The following is a 22,503-nucleotide window of genomic DNA, read 5'->3' on the forward strand; positions in this document are numbered from 1 at the left end:
GGGTCAGTCGACCTGCATCTGCGCGTTTTTGGCGACCGGGATCCACTGCTCAAGCTGACCCTGTACGTAGGCTTCTGCCTCTTCAACGCTGCCGCCGATGGGGGTGATGCCCTGCTCGTCGAAGACCTTGAGGGTCGATTCCTTTTGGAGGAAGGAATTGAGAGCCTCATTCAATGTGGTGACCACATCGTCTGGCGTTTCGGACGGCACATAGACGCCCCACCAGGTGCTGACCTGATAGCCGTCAACGGTGTCGGCGACCGGTGGCACGCCCGGCATCTTCTCGGTCTCTTTCAGCGTCGTGACGCCGAGTGCTTTCACTTTGCCGGTTTCCACCAGCTCCTTAACATTCGTGTAGTTGTCGAAAAGGATATCGACCCGCCCGGCCATCAAGTCCGTCCGCGCCGGTGCACTGCCGCCATAGGGGATGTGAACCGCGTCGACCCCGGCCAACGACTTGAAGAGTTCGCCCGAAAGGTGGTTCGACGAGCCATTGCCGGCCGAGGCGTAATTGACTTCGCCTGGGTTTTCCTTGGCGTAGGTGATGAGCTCCTCGACCGTATTCGGCTCGAAATCCGGATGGGCCACGAGAACGTTGAAGGCCTCGCCCAGAACGATCGCGTGCTTGAAATCCTTTTCCGTGTCGTAGGGCAGCGAGGGAAAGAGCCCCGGATTGACGGCGAAAGCGAAGGGCGAAATGCCCATCGTGTGACCGTCCGGCTCGGAGCTTGCGACAAATTCGGTTCCCACGACCGTGCCGCCGCCGGGCCGGTTGTCGACCACGACCGGCTGGTCCCAGCGCTCGTCGAAATCCTCTGCGATCATTCGGGCGACGGTGTCGTTGAAGCCGCCCGGCGGGTAGGAGACGACGATGTCGATCGTGTCAGACGGATAGCTGTCCTGCGCGGTGGCAGGCGCGGCGAAGGCCAGCGTGCCGGCCAGTGCGGCAAAGGCGAGAATGCGTGGGCTCTTAAGCAAGGTTGTGATCCTCCCGGATTGGATGTGGCTCGGCCCGACTCCTCCCACAGGCCGTCGGGCACGACATATCTGTCATAGTATGTTACAGCTTTGCCGGTCAAGGCTTGCGGTGTCGTGGATCTCTCGTCAGGTGACAGACCGCCGCATCATTTCCTGGCCGCGCGCGATGACCCGGACCTGGGAGCGCTCCAGATGCACCAGCATCGCTTCCCGGGCGGCCTTGGGGTCCTGTGACCTGATCGCTTCGTAGATGCTGCTGTGTTCGGCGAAGATCGCGGCCCGCCGCTCGGCCTGACCCAGCTTGGAGAGGTGATGGGCGAGGGTGACACCGAGATCGATATCGTAGCCGATGATGTCGAGCGCCTTCTCATAATGCTCGTTGCCGCCCGCCCGAGCGATCGCCCGGTGAAACGCCTTGTCCACATTGGGGCGCACGTTCTGCTCGTCGAAGCGCCGAAAGTCTTCCAGGGCTTCATGGATCGCCGCGAGGTCGCTCGGTCCGCCGCGGATCGCGGCATAGTAGGCCGCGTCCGGCTCGATGCTGCGACGGTATTCGAGTGCGTGCAGCATCACCGCCAGACGGCTCTCGGCCTCCTTCGGCGCGGTCGCTGAGCCGGCGTCCGCCACGAAGGATCCGGAGCCCTTGCGCGACACGACGAGCTTCTCGTCGCGAAGGCGCGTCAGCGCCTTGCGCACGACCGGTCTTGAGACGGCGAAGAGCTGGCAGAGTTCGGCCTCGGCGGGAAGCCTGTCACCGCTGCGCATCTCGCCCGATGCGATCAGCTTCGCCAGGGCCTCATAGACCTCGTCGTTCAGGCTGCGCTGGCGCGCCGGGCGAATGGCGTGCTCGATCGAGTTGATGGTGAAAGGTTTGGACTGCGTCGAGGAACGGCTCATACCGGGGTCGCTTCAAAGGTGACGATAGCCGGCCCCTGATATCTCCAGAAGATCGGCTGCGTGGATCTGCGCTTCAGCGATAAGATCGCTTGAAAGCGGCGAGCCGTCGACCTTGAGGGCAGGGGGCGCCGTGCGCCAGTCCGCACCGTGGGCGCGAAGGAAGTCCATCGCCCGATTGGCGTTGGAGAAGGCGTTGGCGCCGCCTTCCTGCTGGGCAGCGGCAAACACCTTCTCGACCGCAGCCGAGATCGCGTCGGACAGGCGCGCCGCGCCCTTTTCGTTGCCGCTCGCGTTCAGTTCGAGCACCCGGCGCAGCGGCGCGGCGAGAGCATTGCCCGTACTCAGAAGCCAGCCGTCATAGGGTCCGGAGGGTTTCAGTGCGTCCAGATATCCGCCTTCGGCTCCGCGTACCATGACAACGCCATCATAGTCGCTCCGGTCCCGGGCGACCAGGTCTTCGCCGCTGCTGTCCTTGAACATGATCACACGCGGGTTCTGCGACAGTGCTGCCAGCGTGTCCGGTGCGAGAATGCACCGGGTTACCTGAGGCAGCTGATAGACGGCGACGGGCAAGCGGCTTTGCGCAAACGCCGTCTCGAAATGCTCCCGGATCCGGGCCTGATCGTCCGTCTCTTCGACCGGCGGGCAGATGGCGACGCCGCGCAGACGGCTCTTGAGGCGGGGCGCGTCATCGAGGCGGCTTTCGAGGTGACGAAGCCTGGCAACGACCTCGTCCGTCGTCGGTCTGAGGATGCCGAAGAGCAGGGAGGCGCCCTCTGGCAGATCCGTCGAGTCGCCGAGGTCGATCAGCGAATCGAACTGAGAATCGTCGAGCTCCCATCCGTCGCCGGTCGAGCCGGCCAGCATGACCTGACGGACATGCGGCGTCAGGCTGTGCCGGTGCTGCAGCATGCGCGCGGCGTCGACCGCTCCGCTCGTCGTGTAGTGAGTGAGCAGCGGAACCCAGAGCGGATCGGCGATATCGGTGCGGAGGTTGAGGCTCATCAAGGAATCCTGTGGTCGAGGCATGGAAAATCTGCGCATACAGCTTGCGCATATCTGTTACTTTATATTACAGAAATTCTCAATATCAGTATGACACCGGCGCATCTGGGAGGCCTGCCGGTGGGAGGGAGGACCATGAAGATCAGCAAGATTACCGTCCATCCGGTGTCCTACCGGGTGCCGGAGGGAACGAATTTCCGCATGGGCGTCGGGCGGATGGTCAAGCGCGACGCGGTGCTCGTGAAGATCGTCAGCGACGATGGGTTGGTCGGCTGGGCCGAGGCGCATCACGGCCGCTCGCCGGGAGCGATCGCCAAGCTCATCGAGACGACGCTCGCGCCGATGATCATCGGCATGGATCCGCGCGACAATGTCGGTATCTGGCATCATCTCTATCTCGGCCATTTCGCGACGCACGGGTTCGGCGCCGGGACGGCGATCGCGATGAGCGGTATCGATCTGGCTCTGTGGGATCTGCGAGGCAAAGCGTGCGGCTGGCCGATCTTCCGGCTTGCCGGTGGCCGGGCGAAGAAGATCAAGGCCTATGCCGGAGGCCTGACCCTCGGCTACCAGCCCACCGAAACGCTGATCGAAGAAGCTCAGGGCTACGTGTCCATGGGCTACAAGGCTCTGAAGCTGCGGCTCGGCGATACGCCGAAGCGCGATGCGGAGCGGGTCGAGGCGGTGCGCGATGCGCTCGGGGAGGACATCGACATTCTTTCCGACGTGAACGCGGCCTATGGTCTGGAGGAGGTCCGCCAGCTGATGCCGGCGCTCGACGCGGCGAATGTCGGCTGGCTGGAAGAGCCTTTCCCGCCCTATGACGACCACAACTACCGCAAGGCGGCAGGCTTCGGGCGGACGCCTCTGGCGACCGGCGAGAACCATTATACGCGCTACGAATTCCAGCGCGTCCTGGAGGAAGACGTCGTCACGGTCTTGCAGCCCGATCTCTCCAAGGCCGGCGGCCTGACCGAGGTTTACCGGATCGCGGCGATGGCCTCGGCCCGCAAGCAGCAGATCAACCCCCACAGCTCGATGACGGCGCTCAACATGTTCGCCTCGCTGCACCTTCTCTCCTCGATCGACAATCCGGGGTATTTCGAGGCGGATGCGACCCGGTACAATCCGTTTCGCACCGATCTCGTCTCCGGTGCATCGCTCGAAATCGACGAAGAGGGATATCTGGTCGCGCCTGAGGGGCCGGGGCTCGGCGTCGAAGTCGACGAGCATTTCATCGCGAACCATCCTCTGATCGACGGACCCTGCTACGTTCGATAGGAGGTGGTGATGCCTGGAATGCTAAAGGACCGCGACCTTCTCTCCGGTCTCCTTTTCCTTGCGATCGGGGGTGCTTTCGCCCTCGGCGCCCTCGATCTTTCGATCGGAACGACGCGCCGGATGGGTCCGGGCTATTTCCCTCTGATGATCGGCAGTCTGCTTGTGCTGATCGGCGTGGCGTTGATCGTCAAATCGGTCATCCATCGCAGACCGGTCCCGCTTGAGCGGCTCTACTTCCGCCCGGTGGCCGGGCTGACCCTGTCGATCTGCACGTTCGCCCTGCTGATCGAGAGGGTCGGGCTGGTTCTGACCTGCATTGCGACGGTCCTTGTCGCAGGACTAGCCTCCAGCGAGACGAAATGGACCGAGAACGCGCTGATCGCCGTCGCCATGGCCGTCTTCGCCGTCCTCGTTTTCAAGCTGCTGCTCGGTCTTCCTTTCCGGACGTGGTGGTAAGATGGACGCGCTCATCAATCTCGCGCACGGTTTCGAGGTCGCTCTCGGTCTCGAGAACCTGTTCTACTGCCTCGTCGGCGTCGTCCTCGGCACCTTCGTCGGTGTCCTGCCGGGTCTGGGAACGGTCACGGCGATTTCCATGCTCTTGCCGTTTACCTTCGGCCTCGATGCCGTGCCGGCGATCATCATGCTGTCGGGCATCTTCTATGGCGGGCTTTTCGGCGGTTCGACGGCGTCCATTCTCCTGAACCTGCCGGGAACGCCGGCTTCGGCGGTCGTCGCGCTGGATGGCTATCCGATGGCGAAGGCCGGCCGCGCCGGAGTGCCGTTATTCATGACGGCGGTCGCATCCTTCGTCGGCGGGTGGGTTGCGATCTTCGCCGTTATCTTCGCGGCGCCCGCGATCACCCAGATCGCGCTGGAATTCGGGCCATCGGAATATTTCTCGATGATGCTGTTCGGGCTGCTCGCGGCTGCCTTCTTTGCGACCGATTCCTTCCTGCGCTCGATCGGCATGGTGCTCGTCGGCATCCTGATGGGCCTTGTCGGCATGGACATCGTCTCGGGGATGATGCGCTTCACCTTCAATATCCCGATCATGGCGGAGGGGTTGAGCTTCATCGTGGTCGCCATGGCGTTGTTCGGGCTCTCCGAAGTCGTCCGCAATCTGGAGCCGAATGCCGGGCGAGAAATTCTGAAGACGGGGGGCGGCTGGCGCTCGATGATGCCCACCCGCGACGAGGCGAAACGTTCGGTCGGCGCGATCATCCGCGGAACCGGGCTCGGTTCGTTCCTTGGAGCGCTGCCGGGAGCAGGGCCGACCATCGCCTCCTTCATCGCCTATGCGCTGGAAACCCGCGTGACCCGCGAGCCGGAACGCTTCGGCAAGGGCGCGATTGAGGGCGTCGTGGCACCGGAAGCAGCCAACAACGCCGCTGCGCAGACGGGCTATATCCCGACGTTGACGCTCGGGATTCCCGGCGACGCAGTGGGCGCGCTGATCCTCGGCATGTTGATCATGAACGGCATCGCGCCGGGGCCGCGCGTCATTTCAGGCCATCCCGACCTTTTCTGGGGCCTTCTCGCCAGCATGCTGATCGGCAATTTCCTTCTTTTGTGGGTGAATATCCCCTTCATCGGCGTGTGGGTGCGGATCCTGTCGATACCCTATCGGCTCCTTTATCCGATGATTGTCATTTTCCTGGCGATCGGGGTCTACAGCGTCGCCAACAGTTCCTTTCAGGTCCTGCTGCTCGCCGGGCTCGGCATTCTCGGCTATCTGTTCATCAAACTGGATTGTCCGGCCGCCCCGCTTCTTCTCGGGCTAATCCTTGGACCGATGATCGAGGAGAACCTGCGCCGCGCGCTTCTTCTCGGGCGGGGGAGTCCGACCATCCTCTTCGAGACCCCCATCAGCGCGGTGCTTCTGACGATGTGCGGTCTGCTGCTTGCCATGATGGTCGGACGCGGCGTGACTGGCCTTCACAAGAAGCGACGAAGGACCAGGCTCGCCTCGTGACCATCGACGGCAGCGCGTTTCGTCTGTTCGAATCTGTGGAGATCTTACCAGGCCGAACTGCACCGGCATGGAGGCACTTTTCGCGCATAATCGTTGCGAGCCATTTCAGTCCAGGGCATCGGCGGCTTCATTTTGGTTCGCAACAAGACGGAACTACAGCCTCCTCTTGAAGCCGCTCAGTTCATTTCGGGCCCGTCTCGCAGACGGTTTCGAAACGAGCTGCTGCCGTTCTCAATATGCTCAAGCAGAGGTTCGAGTGCCCAATGTCGCTCGAGGATGTCGTAATCTGTGGCGCGAGAAACGTACGACGTGAATGTTCCTTGGCGCACGTGAAGAAGCTTGGCCATGGCGGGATATCCGAAAGCTTCACCCATCGCGGCAAGCGCGAGGAACACCGTCAGCTCCTTGATCAGGGGCGTCTCCCGCTCCTTGTTGGCATAAAGGTGGGCATAGAGGTCGGGATGAAAATTCGTCGCGATGCCTGAAAATCCCATCGAGCCGTTCTTCATCGCATCGAAGGCGATCGCGGCGTTGGCGTTGACCACCTTGAGCGGCGAGCCTTCTGCCATCGACGCCCGGCGGCGCACGGTTTTGAGGTCGCAGGACACGTCCTTCAAGACGACGAACCGGCCGGTATCGACGCAGCGCCTGAATTCATCGTCCGAAAGCAGGCGGCGATAGGGCGCCGGGCATTCGTAGAGACCGAGCGGCAGATCGGAGGGCAGGGCCGAGAGCATGCTGTCGAGATTGGCTCGAAACGCCTCCCTTCCGCTGCGATTTGGATCGAGGCGATTGGTCACGAGCACCAGCCCGTCGATGCCGGTCTCGGCGATCGCTCGCAGCTCCGCGCGCTGATCGTCGAGACTTTCCGCGACATGGCCCGAGGCGATGACCGGGATGCGGCCCTTGGCCATCTCGACGGTTCGCCGCGCGAGCTCGACCCGTTCCTCAAGTGACAGAAACTGCATCTCGCTCGACTGGCAGACCGCGAACAGCGCGTCCGCGCGGTGAGCGATGTACCACTCGACCAGATTCTCCAGGCCGCCCCAGTCGATGGCGTTCGCCTCCGTGAAGGGAGTGATCATGACCGGGACGATGCCGTCGATGGCGTGTTTCATGGACGCGGCTTCTCTTTCAATCTCGACAAATTATGATACGATTTCATTTTAGAATAGCATTCCAAAAATGGAACTGGAAGGGTTTGTCTTGGGGGTTACTCGTTGGGAGGACGACGCGCGCGTCTGGAGCGGGCCGGACTACGGCAAGGACGCACTGGCTTATGACGAAGGCGTGCGCTCCGCCGCCGTCGCCGGGCGGATCATCACCTGCGTCGACGTGGTGGACTGGACCGGCCGAGGCAGCCGGGATCTCCTCCTCTCCAGCTGGGATGCCTGCTACGACGGACAGGTCTATCTGCGGCGGCAGACCGGTGGGAACGAGGACGGCACGCCGCGCCTCGGCGCCGAAGAGCGGGTCGAAGGCGTTCGCGGCTACGTCACCAGCGCCGTTGTGGGCGGGCGTCTTCATCTCGTCTCGACGTCGCGTCTGCGCCGGCAGATTCATGTCTACTCGGATATCGGTGAGCCGGGGGCGCCGCGTTTCGGCGAGCCCGCCGTCCTCGATCTCGAGGCGGACTGGGTGAAGGGCAACGAGTATTTCCATTCGGCGCGCTTTCACGACATCGACGGGGATGGCGAGCTCGAACTCGTCGTCGGCAGCGACTTCTGGGGCGACTACTGGCCGAATGGCCGGGAATGGAACGACGAGGGTTACCGGGGCTTCGATGCCGCCGATCGCTGGCTTGGCGGACCGTTGCGCGGCTTTCTTTACGCCTTCAGGAATCGCGGGACGATCGAGCGTCCGGTTCTCGATCGCGGCCGGCCGGTCCTGGCGGGCGATATCCCGCTCGAGGTCTACGGCCAGCTGGCGCCGGCATTCGGCAACTTCGGGCCGGCCGGCGAGTGCTTGGTGGCCGGCGAGTTCTGGAATATTCTGCACCTGGCCCGCCGTTCGGCGGACGGCTTTACGCAGACCCAGCTTCTTTGCGGCGAGGACGACCGTCCGATCGAGCTCGATCAGTGCATCCACTTTCCCTGCGTCGTCGACTGGGACGGGGACGGGCGGCCGGACATTCTGGTCGGCGCCGAGGACGGCTACGTTACGTTCCTGAAGAACGTCGCCGATGGCGAGGATGGCCTGCCGCGCTTTCGCAAGATGGGCCGGGTCACCACCGAAACGCCGCTGATCCATGCCGGCGTGCTCCCGTCTCCCGCGGCGTTCGATTTCACCGGCAACGGCCGCCCTGATCTCGTCGTCGGAAACAGCACCGGCGAACTCTTGTTCTATGAGAACACCGGCGGCGGCGAAGGGCGCGCCTGTCTCGGATCCGATACCATGCTTCAGGCGGACGGCCATCCGGTCCGCATCGCGGCAGGGCCGACCGGTTCGGTGCAGGGTCCCTCGGAAAAGATGTTCGGCTATTCCTGCCCGACGATCGTCGACTGGGACGGGGACGGCTTCGCCGATCTTCTCGTCAGCGACGTCACCGGTTATCACCGCTTCTTCCGCAATTTGGGCGGCGAACAGAAGCCGCCGCGCTTTGCCGGCGAACAGCTGCTGCATTATCGCGGAAAGCCCTTGAAAACCGTCTGGCGCGTCCGGCCCGCCGTGGCGGACTGGCGGGGCGACGGCGCGCTGCACTACGTCGCCCTCGATGAAGACGGGCTTCTGTCGGACTTTCGGCGCCAAAGCGATACGGAACTGGCCGACAAGCGTCATCTGCGGTGGGACGACGGCGAAATCATCGCCTTCACCGTGGATGTCGGCGGTGGCCGGGGCCGCGTCAAGCTCTGCCTGTGCGACTGGGAGGGAGAGGGACGCATCGACCTGATCTTCGGCACCCATGCGCGTGCCTCTGTTCCGCCCGGCCCGAAGGGCATGCCGCGCAACACCACCGGTCAGGCGGGCCTTTTCTACTGCCGCAATGTCGGCACGCCGGAGGAGCCGCGCTTTGCAAAGCCGGTGCCGATGGCCCATCGCGGCCGGACCATCGCCATGGCGATGCATGTGGCTTCGCCTGAAGCGGTGGACTGGGCCGGTCGGGGCGCGCTCGACCTCATCGTAGGTGTCGAGGACGGCAGTCTCGTCTGGCTGAAGCGCGAGGATCTGTCATGGTGACGATATCCGGCCGCACGCGGCTGATGGGCGTGATCGGCGACCCGATCGTCCAGGCGAAGACACCGGGCGCGATCGAGCCGCATTTCGCACGGCACGGAGCGGATATCGCCTGCGTTCCATTCCACATTCCCCCGAGCGGACTGGAGGCGGCCTGGGCGGGACTGAAGGCGATGCCGAATATCGTCGGCTTCGGCGTAACGCTTCCCCATAAGCAGGCGATCCTGCCGCTCTGCGACAGTCTCGATCCGCTCGCCGAGCTGGGAGGCGCCGTCAATCTGGTCCGCCGGGAGCGGGACGGCTCGTTTCGCGGCTATCAGTTCGACGGGCAGGGGTTCCTTCGCGGGCTTGAGGAGCAGGGTATAGGCGTCGAGGGGCGGGAATGCCTGATGATCGGCGCGGGCGGCGCCGCAATTGCCATTGCCTTCGCGCTCGAACAGGCCGGAGCGGCCTCGCTGGTCGTCGCCAACCGGACGGAGGACAAGGCCCAGCACCTCGCCCAAACGCTGGCAGACCGAACGCGCGAGGGCTTCGCGCGAGCCGGCGCGCCGGTGCCGGAGACGGGCCAGCTGATCATCAATGCGACCTCGCTCGGATTGAACGCCGACGATCCGCTTCCGCTCGATGCGGAGAAAATCGACGCAACGATGACCGTCGCGGAAGTGATCGCCGAGCCGGAAACCACACGGCTTCTGCACCTCGCTCGCAAGCGAGGCGCCCGGACCCATTCGGGGATTCACATGATCCGCGGGCAGGTCGGGCTGATCGCCGACCATTTCTGTGAACTTTACGGATCCCCTGAGACCAACTGATCAGCAAGCCGCCGACGAGGCGACGCTTGGATCCGCGTGAAAAAATCTGGAAAGCCATTCCAATTTAGAAACACATGTCGTATCTTGTTTGTGGGAGGAATTTTCAGTGTCCGTTGCCGCCGTTGATCGTTGTCTGAGGCTTCTGGAGGTCCTGGCGGGCCGCAAGGAGCCGGCCGAGATTACCGATCTCGCCAATCAGCTGGACATGCCGGCGAGCGCTACCCACCGGCTCCTCACGACCCTCGTCAAGAATGGCTGGGCGATCCAGGACCCCGTCAGCCAGGGCTATTCCCTGTCCTTGCGCATGAGTACGCTGGCGTTCCGGAACCTCGATGCGCGGGCCGTGCCCGACGTCGTGCAGGAAATCCTCGAAAAGCTCGCTCGCCGCACGCGGGAATACTGCCGTCTCGCGATCGTGGAAGGCCAGGATCTGGTCTGGGTCGCTCGGGCGCAGGGCGCGACGTCCGGCCTTCGCTACGACCCGGACATGGGCCAGGAGATCGTCCTGCACGCCACAGCGAACGGCAAGGCGTGGCTCTCCACCTTGAGCGAGGAAGAGGCGCTGACGATCCTCTACAGCCGAGGCTTTGCCAGCCAGCGCCCGCTCGGTCCGAACAGCGCCACCTCCATCGACGCGATCCGCGCGCGTCTCAACGAAACCCGCGAGCGCGGCTACGGCACCTCGATCGAAGAGGCGGAAGCCGGCACCGCCGCGATCGCCGTTCCGTTCTACGACACCACATTCGCCGATGCGGCCGTGGCCGGGACCCTGAGCGTCGCCGGCCCGGTCGTGCGCATCACCCCGGATCGCTACGAGGAGCTCGCCGAAGCCCTGCATGAGGCTGCTCGGGAGATCGCCGCCATCTGGCCGCTGCGAAGTCGACAGCGCCGCCCGCGCGATCATGGCTCGCGGGCCGACCAGAAGGCTGCCGCTGCACAATGAGAGTTTTCGACACCCTCTGGCGCTTTCTCGAGCCGGCTCTCTGGTTCGTCGGGCTCCTGCTCCTGTGGGAAGTGCTGATCCGGATCTTCGACGTCCCGGTTTACGTCCTGCCGGCTCCCAGTGCGTTCCTGGGCGATCTGATCGCGCAGTATCAGCGGCTCGCCTACCACGCCGCGATGACCTTGCGGATCATCCTCTTCGGGCTCGCAGCAGGGGTGATCCCCGCGGTCGTCCTCGCCTATCTGATCGCCAAGTTCCGCCTTGCCGAGCAGATCCTCTATCCGATCGTCGTCTTCATCCAGGGTCTGCCGAAGATCACCCTGGCGCCGCTGATGCTGGTCTGGTTCGGTTTCAGCGACTTCCCCAAGATCCTTCTGACGGCGCTCATCGTCTTCTTCCCGGTGCTGGTCGACAGCGTCACCGGATTCAAGTCGGTGGATGCGCGTCAATACTATCTCAGCCGCTCGATGGGCGCCTCGTGGTGGCAGACCTTCACCCGCTTCGAATTGCCGACCGCGGCACCGAGCATCTTTTCCGGCCTGAGGATCACGGTGGTGATCTCGGTCACGGTCGTCATCGTGGTCGAATGGCTGAACTCCCAGAACGGCCTCGGCTATCTCGTCCTTCGCGCGATGGACTCGGCCAATACGCCGATGATCTTCGCAATTCTGGTGGTCGGCTCCCTGATCGGCGTCGTGCTCAGCGCGCTGGTCAATGTCGCCGAAAGACTGATGCTGCCCTGGACGCGCGTGTGACGGGAGGCCTTTGCGGCGAAACACATCCGCCCGGATGGGCGGGAGAAGACCTGATCGTTCGTTGGCCTGCCGGCCTTGCGGCTGATCTCCGACGAACGGCTCATTCAAAGAGGAGGAAACCATGAAGACGATATTGAAACGTTCGCTCCTGGCTGCTGCGTTCGCGGCAGCGCCTGTCGGGTCGGCTTACGCGGCCGATCAGTTGACAATGCAGATGAACTGGACGGCCGATTCCGCCCATCTCGGCTTCGCCGTCGCCCAGCAGCAAGGGCTTTACGAGGACCGCGATCTCGACGTCGATCTCGTCGAGGGGCGCGGCTCGTCGGTCGCCGCACAGCTCGTGGCGACGGGCCAGGCCGAGCTCGGCTATGCCGATGCCGGCGCGGCGCTGAACGTCGCTTCGAAGGGCGCCCCGATCAAGATCATCGCCACGATCTGGAAGTCCGGCCAGTTCGGCATTCAGTACCTCGCCGATTCCGGCATCTCCGAACCGAAGGACCTTGTCGGCAAGAAGCTCGCCGTCTCGCCGGGCTCGGCGATGCTGCCGCTGATTCCGGTCTTCCTGAAGGCAAACGAGATCGATGAATCCGACGTGGAGATCGTCACCGCCTCCGAAAGCGCCTTCATCGGCCTGTTGACCTCCGGCCAGGTGGATGCCGTCTCGCAGACCCCGGAGAACATCGTCGTGCCGCTCGCCGCCCAGGGCGTGGAGGCCGGCAACATGTATTTCTACAATTACGGCGTTCCGATCGCGAGCCTCAGCCTCGTCGCTCGTGAGGACAAGATCGCCGAGCGCCCTGAGGTCTATCAGCGCTTCGTCGAGGCGACCGCCGAAGGCTGGAAGCAGGCGATGGCCGATCCGGAAGCGGCGGTCGACGCCTTGATGAAGACCTTTCCGGAGACCGAGCATTCGCGCGACGATCTCCTGAAAGCTGCCGAATACAGCTTCGCCTCGGTCTGCCCGGGCGGCTCGGGCGACGTCATCGCGGTCACCAGCGACGAGACCTGGGCGAAGATGTACGAGGTGATGACCACGGCGATGGAGCTTCCCTCCGACAAGCCGGTCACCGACTACTACACCCAGGAGGTCGCGCCGGAGACGGACGTCACCTGCCCCTGACAGCCGACCGGGACGGCTCGGACCTTCCGGTCGCCCCCTTCCGCAGCCGTCGATCGACGGCTGCGGAAGAATACGGCGGCCTGTCACGTGAGAGAGCGGCAGGCCGGGACGCAACTGCCGCCTGACCGAAAGCCTGCCCGATCATGGGCCCGATCATGGGTATGAACCGCACGATGACCGAGGAGCGAACCGCCGAATATCGCCCGTCGCTCGACAATGGCCGCGAGGGAGGGTTGCTGGCGGCGATCGGACAACTGCGCGGCTCGTTTGCCGGATCGGCGCTGATCGCGCTGATTTCGATCGCCGCTCTCCTCGGCCTGTGGGAGTGGCTCGCGATTGCCTTCGACGTGCCGACCTGGCTGGTTCCCAAGCCGTCGGATTTCCTCGGCCGGCTGGTCAGCGACTGGCAGCTGATCGCCGGACACGCCGTCGCCACCTCGATCACCATCGTCGAAGGCTTTGCGCTCGGCGTCCTCGTCGCCGTGCCGCTGGCGCTCGCCATCTCTTCCATCGGCGCCCTCGAACGCGGCCTCTACCCGGTGATCGTCTTTCTCAACATCATGCCGAAGACCGTCGTCGGCCCGATTCTCATCATCTGGTTCGGGATCGGGCCGCTGGTGGCGGCGCTGATCGTCTTCCTGATGTGCTTCTTCCCGGTCCTGGTCGACGCGATGGCCGGGTTCAAGGCGGTCGACCGGCGGCTCTTCTACATCTCCCGCTCGATGGGCGCCGGTGCGTGGCAGAGCTTTGCCAAGTTCCGTCTGCCGGCGGCGATGCCGCATATCGTCTCCGGCATGAAGATCGGCGTCGTGAAGGCGGTCGAGGGTGTGATCATCGCCGAATTCATCGCCTCCAATAAGGGACTGGGCTTCATGATCATGCAGGCATCGAGCTTCATGGACATGCCCCTGATGTTCGCCGGCCTCGTCGCGGCCGCCATCGTTGCCCTCCTGTTCAATGGTTTGATGAGCGTCTTCGAACGCCAGATGATGCCCTGGGCCCATACCGGGCGCTGACACCCATGAGTTTCCCCATGACCGCAGTCCAATCCGAAACGAATCCGAGCGCGAGCGCTCTCGCCTCGTCCGGCGGATCGTCCAAGGGCGCCTCGATCCACGCCAAGGGGATCAGCAAGATCTACGGGTCCGGCGAGAACGCCTTTCGCGCTCTTGGCCCGATCGATCTCGACATCAAGCCCGGCGAGTTCGTCAGCCTGATCGGGCCCTCGGGCTGCGGCAAGAGCACGACGCTTCTGCTCGTCTCCGGTCTCGAACCTCCGAGCGAAGGCAGCGTCGAGGTGGATGGCATGCCGCTGACGCGGCCGATTTCGGAGGTCGGCATCGTCTTCCAGGATCACCTGCTTCTGGATTTCCGCACCGCGCTGAAGAACGTCATGCTGCAGCAGGAGATCCGCGGCCTCGACAAGGCCGAACTGCGCGAGCGGGCCGCCAATCTCTTCGACAGGCTCGGCCTCAAGGGAGCGGAGGACCGCTATCCGCGACAGCTTTCCGGCGGCATGCGCCAGCGCGTCTCGATCGCCCGCGCGCTCGTCCACGACCCGTCGATGCTGTTGATGGACGAGCCGTTCGGCGCGCTCGACGCCATCACGCGCACCCAGATCCGTCACGATCTCGAGATGCTCTGGCTGGAGACGCGCAAGACCGTTCTCTTCATCACCCACTCCATCGAAGAGGCGGTCGGGCTGTCGGACCGCGTTCTGGTCATGTCGACGAGCCCCGGCCGGATCGTCGAGGAAATCCCGATCGATCTGCCGCGCCCGCGACCGGCCCATCTCGGCGAATATCCCGAATTCTCCCGCTACGCCCAACAGATCTACGAGATCTTCTCCAAGCTCGGCGTGTATCGCTTCTGACCCTTGTGAGCGTTCCGCCCTTTTCTCGATCGACCAACGGAATCCCCGTGCCCGACAAGATCGTCATCAATCATGCGACCGTTCGCGAGCGGGCGGATATGCTCAGCTTCATCGCGCTGTGTGCCGAGCGCGGGCTCGAGGCCGTCTCGATCTGGGGAGACGAGATCGACAAGGTCGGCGAGGCGGAAGCGTCGAAGGCGCTCGCCGAGGCCGGCCTCGAGGTCTTCGGCTATAATCGGATCGGCCCGTTCGACGAGGCTCATCTGGCCCGGGCAGAGGCCGAACTCGAACGCGCCGCGCGCTTTGAGGCCGATCACGTCTTCGTCTTCACCGGCGGTCTGGCGCCCGGCGAGCGTGACCTTGCAGCGGCCCGGAGCCAATGCGAGGCGACCATCGCCGAACTCCTGTCCATCGCTCGCCGTGCCGGAGTGAAACTGGCGCTCGAACCCTTGCATCCCATGCTGTTCGGCGATCGCACGCTGCTGGCCAGCCTTCGCGAAGCCAATGATCTGTGCGACCGGCTGGGCGAGGGGATCGGCCTCGTGGTCGACGTCTATCATGTCTGGTGGGATCCGCAGCTTCGCGCGGAGATCGAGCGGGCCGGCCGGGCCGGGCGGATCCTCGGCTTTCACGTCAATGACTGGCTCGTGCCGACCCGTCATCTCCTCAAGGACCGGGGCATGATGGGCGATGGCGTCATCGATCTTCCCGGCATCGATCGGATGGTCCGCGATGCCGGTTATCGCGGGCCGATCGAGGTCGAGATCTTCTCCGATGCCTGGTGGCAGCGCGACCCGGCGGAGGTGATCGACACCGCAATCGCGCGCTGCCGGTCGATCTTTCCCGACGCTTGTGCAAACGAAGGCGCGCTGACATGACGGCAAATGCGCTTTCTCGCGGCGATCTCGTGCCCAATCTGGACGGCAACTCGCGCATCTATGCGGTCTTCGGCGATCCGGTCGCGCAGGTTCAAACGCCGCGTCTGATCAACCCGCTCTTCGCGGCCGCCGGATGCAATCTCTTCGCCGTGCCCTTTCATGTCAGCGCCTCGCGCCTGACCGCGACCTGGACTGCGCTTGCGGCGCTTCCCAATCTCGCCGGCATCGGTGTGACCGTCCCGCACAAGGTGGCGGCGCTCGCGCTTTGCGACGAACTGACCGAGACTGCCAGGGTGGTCGGTGCGGTCAATTCCATCCAGCGCAAGGCCGATGGCCGGATGCATGGCGCCCTGTTCGACGGCCAGGGTTTCATCGACGGATTGGGCGAGCACCGCAAATGCCTGCGCGGCGCGCGGGTCATGATGGTCGGCGCCGGCGGAGCGGGCCGGGCGATCGCTCATGCCCTTTGCTCCGAGGGTTTGGAGCGTCTCGACATTTTCGATATCGACAAGGTGGCCGTCGACTTCACTGCGTCGATGGTCAACGCGGCCGCCGGTCGCGACCTCGCAGGTCCCGGCGATCCGAGCGCATTCAACCACGACGTTCTGATCAACGCATCGCCGTTGGGGCTGAAGGGCGACGCGGCCTTCCCGGTCGATTTCGCGGCCATCCGGCCTGGCTGTCTCGTCGCCGATATCGCGGCGCTGTCCGCCGAGACGCCGCTCTTGCGCCACGCGCGCTCCATCGGAGCGGCCACCTCGGACGGAAACGATATGCTGAGCGCGCAGATCGCACTGATCGCAGGCTTCGCGGTGGGCCAGCGAGCCGGCGTGGCGCTCATCAACCCTGTTCAGGTCGATCCAATGCCCGCCGCGAACGGATGATAGTCGCCGCTTCGTGGCCGGATTGCCCGGAGGCCTCTTGTTGCCTGCTCCGGGCGCCCCGGCGGCCCAGCGCCCGCCAGGGTTCTAATCTTGCAGGATCGCCAGGAGCGCCTGATAGGCCCCCTCGATATCGGCCGTCAGCGCCGCCACGGCCGCGTCCGTGTCACGCTCATGGATCGCGTTGCGGATCGCCTCGTGCTGGATGTTTGAGAAGCGGTAGTTTCCCGAGGTCCGCAGGAGATGGAAGAACGGGCTGATTTGCAGCCAGAGGGTCTCGATGAAGCTCAGCATCAAAGGCGAGCCTGCGGCACGGTAGATCGCGAAGTGGAAGTCGTAGTTCGCCGACACGTAGCTCTGCGTGTCCTCGCGCGCTTCGGCTTCCGAGAGCTTTGCCAGCCGCTCGTCGAGTCCTGACGGCAAATCCTCTCCGGACTGCTCGATTGCCCAGCGTGTGGCCGTCGTCTCCACGTCCAGTCGCACGCGTCTGAGATCGATCAGGCGTTCGCGGGAAAGCGCCGGAATTCCGACGGTGCGCCCCGAAACGGTCGTCAGCGCTCCGACATTCGTCAACCGCGCCAGAGCTTCGCGGACCGGCATCGGGCTGACACCGAAGGCGTCCGCGAGCTTGGCGACGGTGATCGATTCACCCGGTGCGAGACCGCCTTCCAGAATCAGCCGGCACAACTGCCGATAAACCCCATCTTGCAAGGTCTCTCTGCGCAAAGGAGCGAGGTTTCGTTCGAGTAGGGACATAAGGCGTGGGCATCTTCGGCTGAAAACTGAGCCTCGGTACATAGCACCGAGCGGAAGCGTTTGCATAATTTGATTTTTGATCTAATATCAAAACAAGGCGCGAGGAGGCGCCTTCCGAGATCATCGGCGCGTCGCATGCGGCGCGAATACCTTATGGGAGGAGAATCGATGGCACGCGCTTTCAAACGCTTGCTCGCGGGGACTGCCGTTGCGGCTTCCGTGATCGCCGCAGGCCCCGCCGCTGCTCAGGACGGCGGCGAGAAATACGACATCTATCTCTCGATGAGTTACATCGGGAACGACTGGCAGGCCGAAGCCTCGAACATGATCAAGGCCATGGCTGCCTCCGAGACCCTGCGCGACAAAGTGAATCTCGAAGTGCAGGTGGCGGGTCCCAACGCCCAGCGCCAGATCCAGCAGATCAACGCCATGGTCCAGGCCGGGGCCGACGCGATCGTCGTCTATCCGATCTCGCCGACGGCCCTCAATCAGGTGGTTCGCAACGCTTGTGCCAAGGGTGTGACGATCATCGCCTATGATGGCGAGATCACCGAGGAATGCGCCTACAACGTCACGATCGATCAGGCGGAAGCCGGACGCCGGACCGCCGAATGGCTGGTCGAGGAATTGAACGGTGAGGGCGACATCGTGCTCGTCACCGGTGTTCCCGGCACCTCCGTGGATACGGCTCGCACGCAGGCCGCCAAGGAGGTGTTCTCGCAGCACGAGGGCATCAACGTCGTCGGCGAAGCCGTCGGCATGTGGAGCCAGGCGGTCGCGCGCACCGAGTTGTCGAAGCTGCTTGCCACCCGCGACTGGAGCGATATTGACGGACTCTGGATGCAGGTCGGCTGCTACACGGCGAACGCCATGCAGATGGAGTCGGGTGCTGCGCCGGCCGATCTCAAGCCTTGTGCCGGTGAGGGTTCGAATGGCGGCCGCATCCAGATGCTCGCCGAGGGTACGGAAGTCGAAGGCGCCGATGGGCCGTACGCACCAAAGGGCGCGCGTCGCATCTCCTACGCGTCACCGCCTTATTCCGGCGCGCTCGCGCTGAAGCTGGCTGTCGATATTCTCGAGGGCAAAGAGGTGCCTCAGCACACGACGCTGCCGCTGCCCATCGTGACCAATGACACGGTGCAGCTCTGCGAGGAAGGCAGCTGGGAGGAAATGCAGTCCGGCTGCAACGCCTTCAAGCCTTCGATCGTCGCCAATCCGGGCTGGTTCGCTTCCATCTTCTCCGACCAGACCCCGGAGGTCGGCCTCAATGCGGCGCTCGTCGCAGAACCCGAGAAATAAGCCCGGGCTTGGTCGAACCTGCTTTGCGTTCGGATGACCTGAATCGACCGTCCGAAGGCGTGATCCGCAGGTTCGCCAAGTGAGAAGGGCCGTCGGGCATCCACCAGGATGCCCGACGCTCGACAGCATGGTCGGTCCAACGGCTGGCCATGCCGATCCGTCGCCGCTCGCCGTCGTCTGGCGCCAGGCGGCCGGGCAGGGGAGAACAGCGTGTCAGCGACCAGTTCAGTGAGCGCCGAGCCGCAACGCGCGGCTGCCGTCGAGTTTCGGGGCGTTTCGAAGTCCTTCGGCGCCAACAAGGCGGTCGACGACGTCAGCTTTCGCGTCGAGCCCGGCAGCGTACATGCGCTGCTCGGCGAGAACGGCGCGGGCAAGTCGACGACCATGAAGATCCTCTCCGGTCTCTTGGAACCCGACAGCGGTCATGTCGAGATCGGCGGGACCCGGAAGCGCCTCAAGAGCCCGAAGGACGCCCATCGTCTCGGGATCCGTACCGCGTTTCAGGAATTGACGCTGATCCCGGACCTCAGCGTCCTCGACAACATGCTCATTCCCCGGGCGCCGAAGAGCATTGCCGCGACTCTTCGCCGGGGTGCTGTCCGCCAGCAGGTCGCCGACCATTTCGCAAAGCTCGGAATCCGCGTCGATCTCGATGCCAAGGCCCAGACGCTGGATCTGGCCACGCGTCAGAAGATCGAGATCGGCCGGACGCTCTATCGCAAGCCGAAGATCCTGCTTCTCGACGAGCCCACCTCGGCGCTGACCGGCGGCGATGTCGACTGGCTGGGGGAGATCATCGCGGGCGCCAAGGCGGAGGGCGTCACTGTCCTCTTCATCTCTCACCGCATGCCGGAGGTGCGCGCCTTCTGCGACCGGATGACGATCCTGCGCAATGGCCAGCACGTGAAGACCGACGACGTCGCCGCCTTCACCGATGCGCAGGTGGTGGAACTGATCATCGGACGTTCGATCGAGCAAACCTTTCCGGAAAAGCGCAAGCTTGCCGACAACACCAACAACACACCGGTTCTTCAGGCAAAGCGCCTGACGGCCGGCAAGAAGCTGAAAGAGGTCGATCTTTCGCTCCATGCCGGAGAGATCCTCGGTGTGGCGGGTCTTCAGGGCATGGGGCAGCACGATCTCTTCACCGCGCTTTTCGGCGAAACGCGGGTGGATGGCGGCGTGATCGAAGTCGACGGCAGTCCCGTTCGCCTCGCCAGCCCGGCCGATGCCCTGCATCCCTCGCTCCGCATCGGCTATGTGCCGGAAGAGCGCAAGACGGATGGCCTCTTTCTCAAGCTCAGCGGCATGACCAACGCCACCTTGCCAGTGGTCGACCGCTTCACCAAGGGCGGGCTCATCGACGCGGACGCTGAGACGGCCGCTGCGAAAAAGGCCTTTGCTGCCGTCGAGGTCGACCCGCGGGCCACCTACACCGATGCCGGCGCCTTTTCGGGCGGCAATCAGCAGAAGATTGCCATCGCAAAATGGCTGGTCGCCGAAAGCCGCATCCTGCTCCTTTTCGATCCGACCCGCGGTATCGACGTCGGGACAAAGCACCAGCTCTATGAATTGATGCGCGCCTTTGCCGACGCGGGCGGGGCGATCCTGTTCCATTCGACCGAGGTCCCTGAACTCGTCAATCTCTCCGACCGCGTCCTCACGCTCTACGAAGGCCGCGTCGCAAGCGTCGTCGAGGGCGACACGATCGACGAGGTCTCGATCATGCATGCGGCTCTCGGCGGAGACTCGAAGGTCGAGGATGCCGCGCGCGGCAAGGCGGTGGCCGTATGAGCAGCGTGACATCCCATTCGAACCTGGAAACGGGCAGGGGTCGCGCCCGGGGCATCGTCTCCCGTCTCGATCCCAAACCGCTCGTCGCCTTCGCGGTCGCCGTCCTTCTCTTCTTCACGGTCGACTGGATCAGCCCCGGTCCGATGACCTATTTCGACGTCTCGTTCCAGGCGAGCGGGACGGCACCCCTTGCGATCAGCGCCATGGGCCAGACGCTGGTGATCCTGTCGGGCGGTTTCGACCTGTCTGCCGGTGCGGTGATCTCGTTCGTCAACGCCGTGCTCGCGACCTCGATGTCGCCGACTGATTTCGAAGCCTCCGTCACGCTCTGGACGCTGGTCGGCATCGGAATCGGCATGGCCATCGGGGCTTTCAACGGCTTCTTCGTCGCCGTCCTCAGATTGCAGCCGATCGTCGTCACCCTGTCGACCATGTTCATCGTCCAGGGGCTCACGCTGCTGGTCATGGATCAGCCGGGCGGCTTCATCGCTCCGTCGATCGGCAATTTCTACATGGGCGACGCGATCCCGCAATTCCTGCCGATGTCGGTGGTGGTGATGGGCTTTGCCGCTCTCTTCTGGTCCTGGCTGAAGCGGACGTCCTATGGGCTCGGGCTTTACGCGGTTGGAAGCGATGCCGACGCCGCCGAGGCGAGCGGAATCCCGGTCATCCTCATCCGCTTTGCGACCTATGTCATCGCCGGTGGCTTCTACGGGCTGGCGGGTGTCTTCGTGGGCGCGCAGACCGGTTCGGGCGATCCTCTCGTCGGAAACGCGCTTCTTCTGCCGATGTTTGCGGCGGTGGTGATCGGCGGCACGCGCCTCGGCGGCGGCGCAGGGGGACTGATCGGAACGATCTTCGGCGCCTTCATCCTGATGATCGTCGTCAACATCCTGCTCGCCCTCAACATCTCGGCCTATTATTCGACCATCGCCGAAGGCGGCGTTCTGATCGCTGCGGTGCTCTTGGGCTCGATCTCGCGCCGATCGGTGCTGGCGACACAAATCCGCCAGATCCGCGATGGCTTCGACGCGCGGCGGCGCGGGCTGCATGTTGGCCAGAGAGACAAGGCCGACAGGCGCTTTGCCTTCGCGGATCGCCTCGTGGGTTCGGCGGCGGGTGAGGCGACGCGCGCCGGGTTCCTCGAACGCCATCGCGGAACCCTTCGTCATGCGCTGCCGGCCTGGGTCTGTCTGATGCTCGTCCTCATCGCGACGCAATTCGTGTTGGGCAATACACTGGCCAACTGGACCTTCTGGAATTCGCTCCTGGTGCTCTCGACCTTCCTCGTCATATTGGCACTCGGTCAGGGGGCGGTGATCCTGACCGGCGGGCTCGATCTCTCGCTGCCCTGGACCATCGCGCTTTCGGGCATCATGGTCGCGGGACTCGCCGGCGGATCGGATGCCGCGCTCCTCTGGGCCGTTCCGCTGGTCTTTGCCATTGCGGCGCTGATCGGCGTCATGAACGGTCTCGGTGTCGTCGCCCTCGGCCTCTCGCCGATCGTCGTGACCTTGGCGGCGAACGGGATCCTGCAAGGCGCCGCGCTGCTTTATTCCGACGGAACGCCCTCCGGCTTCGCGCCGCCCTTGCTCAGATGGCTGATGACGGGGCGCATCCTCGGTGCGACGCCGGTTCTGGTCCTCCTCGTCCTCTTCGTCGTTGCGGGCACCTTGCTCCTGTCGAAGACCACTTTCGGGCGCCGGGTCTATGCGATCGGCAACAGTCTGGCCGCCGCGCGCCTGTCGGGTGTCAGGACCGGGCGTGTGACGATCGGCGTCTACGTGCTTTCCTCCCTCTGCGCGGCGCTTCTCGGCATCCTGCTCACCGGCTTTTCCGGCCAGGCCAGCCTCGGCATGGGCGACGATTATCTCCTCCCCTCGATCGCCGTCGTCGTGGTGGGCGGCGCGTTGATCACCGGCGGGCGCGGCCACTTCCTCGGCATGGTGGGCGGCGCATTGCTTCTCACCGCGCTGCAGACGCTTCTGGCCGGCACCACTCTGCCTTTCGCATTCCGCAGCATCTTTTTCGGCGGCGTCGTCCTTGCGGCGGTGATCGCCCTTCGTGAACGCAGGAGCTGAC

At 64.2% G+C, this 22,503-nt stretch carries 20 protein-coding genes; 15 read left to right on the forward strand and 5 right to left on the reverse strand.

Going from position 1 to position 22,503, the window contains the following annotated elements; translation table 11 throughout:
* Window positions 1–3: 3 nt before the first annotated feature.
* The 3 genes from MF134_RS00115 to MF134_RS00125 form a co-directional block, all read right to left on the reverse strand.
* Window positions 4–978: a Bug family tripartite tricarboxylate transporter substrate binding protein gene (locus tag MF134_RS00115; protein ID WP_255337359.1), complete on the reverse strand. Its 975-nt coding sequence runs from the start codon at window positions 976–978 to the stop codon at window positions 4–6.
* A 126-nt stretch (window positions 979–1,104) separates the two neighbouring features.
* Window positions 1,105–1,875 (reverse strand): FadR/GntR family transcriptional regulator, encoded by a 771-nt coding sequence (locus MF134_RS00120; RefSeq protein WP_255337360.1) that lies wholly within the window; start codon window positions 1,873–1,875, stop codon window positions 1,105–1,107.
* A gap of 12 nt (window positions 1,876–1,887) precedes the next feature.
* Window positions 1,888–2,880 (reverse strand): dihydrodipicolinate synthase family protein, encoded by a 993-nt coding sequence (locus MF134_RS00125; protein ID WP_255337361.1) that lies wholly within the window; start codon window positions 2,878–2,880, stop codon window positions 1,888–1,890.
* A gap of 135 nt (window positions 2,881–3,015) precedes the next feature.
* Here MF134_RS00125 and MF134_RS00130 point away from each other — a divergent pair, with 135 nt between their 5' ends.
* The 3 genes from MF134_RS00130 to MF134_RS00140 are packed head-to-tail and all read left to right on the forward strand — an operon-like array spanning window position 3,016 to window position 6,136.
* The gene (locus MF134_RS00130) at window positions 3,016–4,161 is read left to right on the forward strand and encodes a mandelate racemase/muconate lactonizing enzyme family protein (RefSeq protein WP_255337362.1); all 1,146 of its coding nucleotides are present in this window, start codon (window positions 3,016–3,018) and stop codon (window positions 4,159–4,161) included.
* Window positions 4,162–4,170: 9 nt separating this feature from the next.
* A complete protein-coding gene (locus tag MF134_RS00135) occupies window positions 4,171–4,617 on the forward strand; it encodes a tripartite tricarboxylate transporter TctB family protein (protein ID WP_255337363.1) in 447 nt (148 codons plus the stop codon).
* Window position 4,618: 1 nt separating this feature from the next.
* The gene (locus tag MF134_RS00140; protein ID WP_255337364.1) at window positions 4,619–6,136 is read left to right on the forward strand and encodes a tripartite tricarboxylate transporter permease; all 1,518 of its coding nucleotides are present in this window, start codon (window positions 4,619–4,621) and stop codon (window positions 6,134–6,136) included.
* A 176-nt stretch (window positions 6,137–6,312) separates the two neighbouring features.
* Here MF134_RS00140 and MF134_RS00145 read toward each other — a convergent pair whose 3' ends face one another.
* Window positions 6,313–7,254, reverse strand: coding sequence for a dihydrodipicolinate synthase family protein (locus MF134_RS00145; RefSeq protein WP_255337365.1), 942 nt, complete (start codon window positions 7,252–7,254; stop codon window positions 6,313–6,315).
* A gap of 88 nt (window positions 7,255–7,342) precedes the next feature.
* On the opposite strand from MF134_RS00145, the gene MF134_RS00150 reads away from it, so the two are divergent.
* The 9 genes from MF134_RS00150 (at window position 7,343) to MF134_RS00190 (ending at window position 16,575) form a co-directional block, all read left to right on the forward strand.
* Window positions 7,343–9,313, forward strand: coding sequence for an FG-GAP repeat domain-containing protein (locus MF134_RS00150; RefSeq protein ID WP_255337367.1), 1,971 nt, complete (start codon window positions 7,343–7,345; stop codon window positions 9,311–9,313).
* Complete coding sequence (locus MF134_RS00155; protein WP_255337368.1) at window positions 9,307–10,122, forward strand: shikimate dehydrogenase family protein; 816 nt, start codon at window positions 9,307–9,309, stop codon at window positions 10,120–10,122. Before MF134_RS00150 ends, MF134_RS00155 begins: the two co-directional genes overlap by 7 nt.
* Before the next feature lie 106 nt (window positions 10,123–10,228).
* Window positions 10,229–11,065, forward strand: a complete 837-nt coding sequence (locus MF134_RS00160) for an IclR family transcriptional regulator (protein ID WP_255337369.1) — start codon at window positions 10,229–10,231, stop codon at window positions 11,063–11,065.
* Window positions 11,062–11,820 carry an ABC transporter permease gene (locus MF134_RS00165; protein WP_255337370.1) on the forward strand — a complete coding sequence of 253 codons (759 nt, stop codon included), beginning with the start codon at window positions 11,062–11,064 and terminating at the stop codon, window positions 11,818–11,820. The genes MF134_RS00160 and MF134_RS00165 overlap by 4 nt, the downstream gene beginning before the upstream one ends.
* Before the next feature lie 121 nt (window positions 11,821–11,941).
* A complete protein-coding gene (locus MF134_RS00170) occupies window positions 11,942–12,940 on the forward strand; it encodes an ABC transporter substrate-binding protein (protein ID WP_255337371.1) in 999 nt (332 codons plus the stop codon).
* 143 nt (window positions 12,941–13,083) lie between these two features.
* On the forward strand, window positions 13,084–13,956 hold the full coding sequence (locus tag MF134_RS00175) for an ABC transporter permease (protein ID WP_255337372.1): 873 nt from the start codon (window positions 13,084–13,086) through the stop codon (window positions 13,954–13,956).
* Window positions 13,957–13,973: 17 nt separating this feature from the next.
* On the forward strand, window positions 13,974–14,813 hold the full coding sequence (locus tag MF134_RS00180) for an ABC transporter ATP-binding protein (RefSeq protein WP_255337373.1): 840 nt from the start codon (window positions 13,974–13,976) through the stop codon (window positions 14,811–14,813).
* 47 nt (window positions 14,814–14,860) lie between these two features.
* Window positions 14,861–15,691 carry a sugar phosphate isomerase/epimerase family protein gene (locus tag MF134_RS00185; protein WP_255337374.1) on the forward strand — a complete coding sequence of 277 codons (831 nt, stop codon included), beginning with the start codon at window positions 14,861–14,863 and terminating at the stop codon, window positions 15,689–15,691.
* Window positions 15,688–16,575 (forward strand): shikimate dehydrogenase family protein, encoded by an 888-nt coding sequence (locus MF134_RS00190; RefSeq protein WP_255337375.1) that lies wholly within the window; start codon window positions 15,688–15,690, stop codon window positions 16,573–16,575. The genes MF134_RS00185 and MF134_RS00190 overlap by 4 nt, the downstream gene beginning before the upstream one ends.
* Before the next feature lie 84 nt (window positions 16,576–16,659).
* Here the strand turns inward: MF134_RS00190 and MF134_RS00195 are convergent, their stop codons facing one another.
* Window positions 16,660–17,283, reverse strand: a complete 624-nt coding sequence (locus MF134_RS00195) for a GntR family transcriptional regulator (RefSeq protein ID WP_255337376.1) — start codon at window positions 17,281–17,283, stop codon at window positions 16,660–16,662.
* Window positions 17,284–17,496: 213 nt separating this feature from the next.
* On the opposite strand from MF134_RS00195, the gene MF134_RS00200 reads away from it, so the two are divergent.
* From MF134_RS00200 to MF134_RS00210, 3 genes are all read left to right on the forward strand, one after another.
* On the forward strand, window positions 17,497–18,627 hold the full coding sequence (locus MF134_RS00200) for a sugar ABC transporter substrate-binding protein (RefSeq protein WP_255337377.1): 1,131 nt from the start codon (window positions 17,497–17,499) through the stop codon (window positions 18,625–18,627).
* A 210-nt stretch (window positions 18,628–18,837) separates the two neighbouring features.
* Window positions 18,838–20,421, forward strand: a complete 1,584-nt coding sequence (locus MF134_RS00205; RefSeq protein WP_255337379.1) for a sugar ABC transporter ATP-binding protein — start codon at window positions 18,838–18,840, stop codon at window positions 20,419–20,421.
* The gene (locus tag MF134_RS00210) at window positions 20,418–22,502 is read left to right on the forward strand and encodes an ABC transporter permease (protein WP_255337380.1); all 2,085 of its coding nucleotides are present in this window, start codon (window positions 20,418–20,420) and stop codon (window positions 22,500–22,502) included. Before MF134_RS00205 ends, MF134_RS00210 begins: the two co-directional genes overlap by 4 nt.
* Window position 22,503 lies beyond the last annotated feature (1 nt).

Source organism: Jiella marina (genome assembly GCF_024359545.1).
Lineage (GTDB): Bacteria > Pseudomonadota > Alphaproteobacteria > Rhizobiales > Rhizobiaceae > Jiella.

Coding starts and splice junctions, on each gene's coding strand:
- MF134_RS00120 (WP_255337360.1), bottom strand. CDS start 1,875: ATGAGCCGTTCCTCGACGCAGTCCAAACCTTTCACCATCAACTCGATC.
- MF134_RS00125 (WP_255337361.1), bottom strand. CDS start 2,880: ATGAGCCTCAACCTCCGCACCGATATCGCCGATCCGCTCTGGGTTCCG.
- MF134_RS00130 (WP_255337362.1), top strand. CDS start 3,016: ATGAAGATCAGCAAGATTACCGTCCATCCGGTGTCCTACCGGGTGCCG.
- MF134_RS00135 (WP_255337363.1), top strand. CDS start 4,171: ATGCCTGGAATGCTAAAGGACCGCGACCTTCTCTCCGGTCTCCTTTTC.
- MF134_RS00140 (WP_255337364.1), top strand. CDS start 4,619: ATGGACGCGCTCATCAATCTCGCGCACGGTTTCGAGGTCGCTCTCGGT.
- MF134_RS00145 (WP_255337365.1), bottom strand. CDS start 7,254: ATGAAACACGCCATCGACGGCATCGTCCCGGTCATGATCACTCCCTTC.
- MF134_RS00155 (WP_255337368.1), top strand. CDS start 9,307: ATGGTGACGATATCCGGCCGCACGCGGCTGATGGGCGTGATCGGCGAC.
- MF134_RS00165 (WP_255337370.1), top strand. CDS start 11,062: ATGAGAGTTTTCGACACCCTCTGGCGCTTTCTCGAGCCGGCTCTCTGG.
- MF134_RS00170 (WP_255337371.1), top strand. CDS start 11,942: ATGAAGACGATATTGAAACGTTCGCTCCTGGCTGCTGCGTTCGCGGCA.
- MF134_RS00175 (WP_255337372.1), top strand. CDS start 13,084: ATGGGCCCGATCATGGGTATGAACCGCACGATGACCGAGGAGCGAACC.
- MF134_RS00180 (WP_255337373.1), top strand. CDS start 13,974: ATGACCGCAGTCCAATCCGAAACGAATCCGAGCGCGAGCGCTCTCGCC.
- MF134_RS00190 (WP_255337375.1), top strand. CDS start 15,688: ATGACGGCAAATGCGCTTTCTCGCGGCGATCTCGTGCCCAATCTGGAC.
- MF134_RS00200 (WP_255337377.1), top strand. CDS start 17,497: ATGGCACGCGCTTTCAAACGCTTGCTCGCGGGGACTGCCGTTGCGGCT.
- MF134_RS00210 (WP_255337380.1), top strand. CDS start 20,418: ATGAGCAGCGTGACATCCCATTCGAACCTGGAAACGGGCAGGGGTCGC.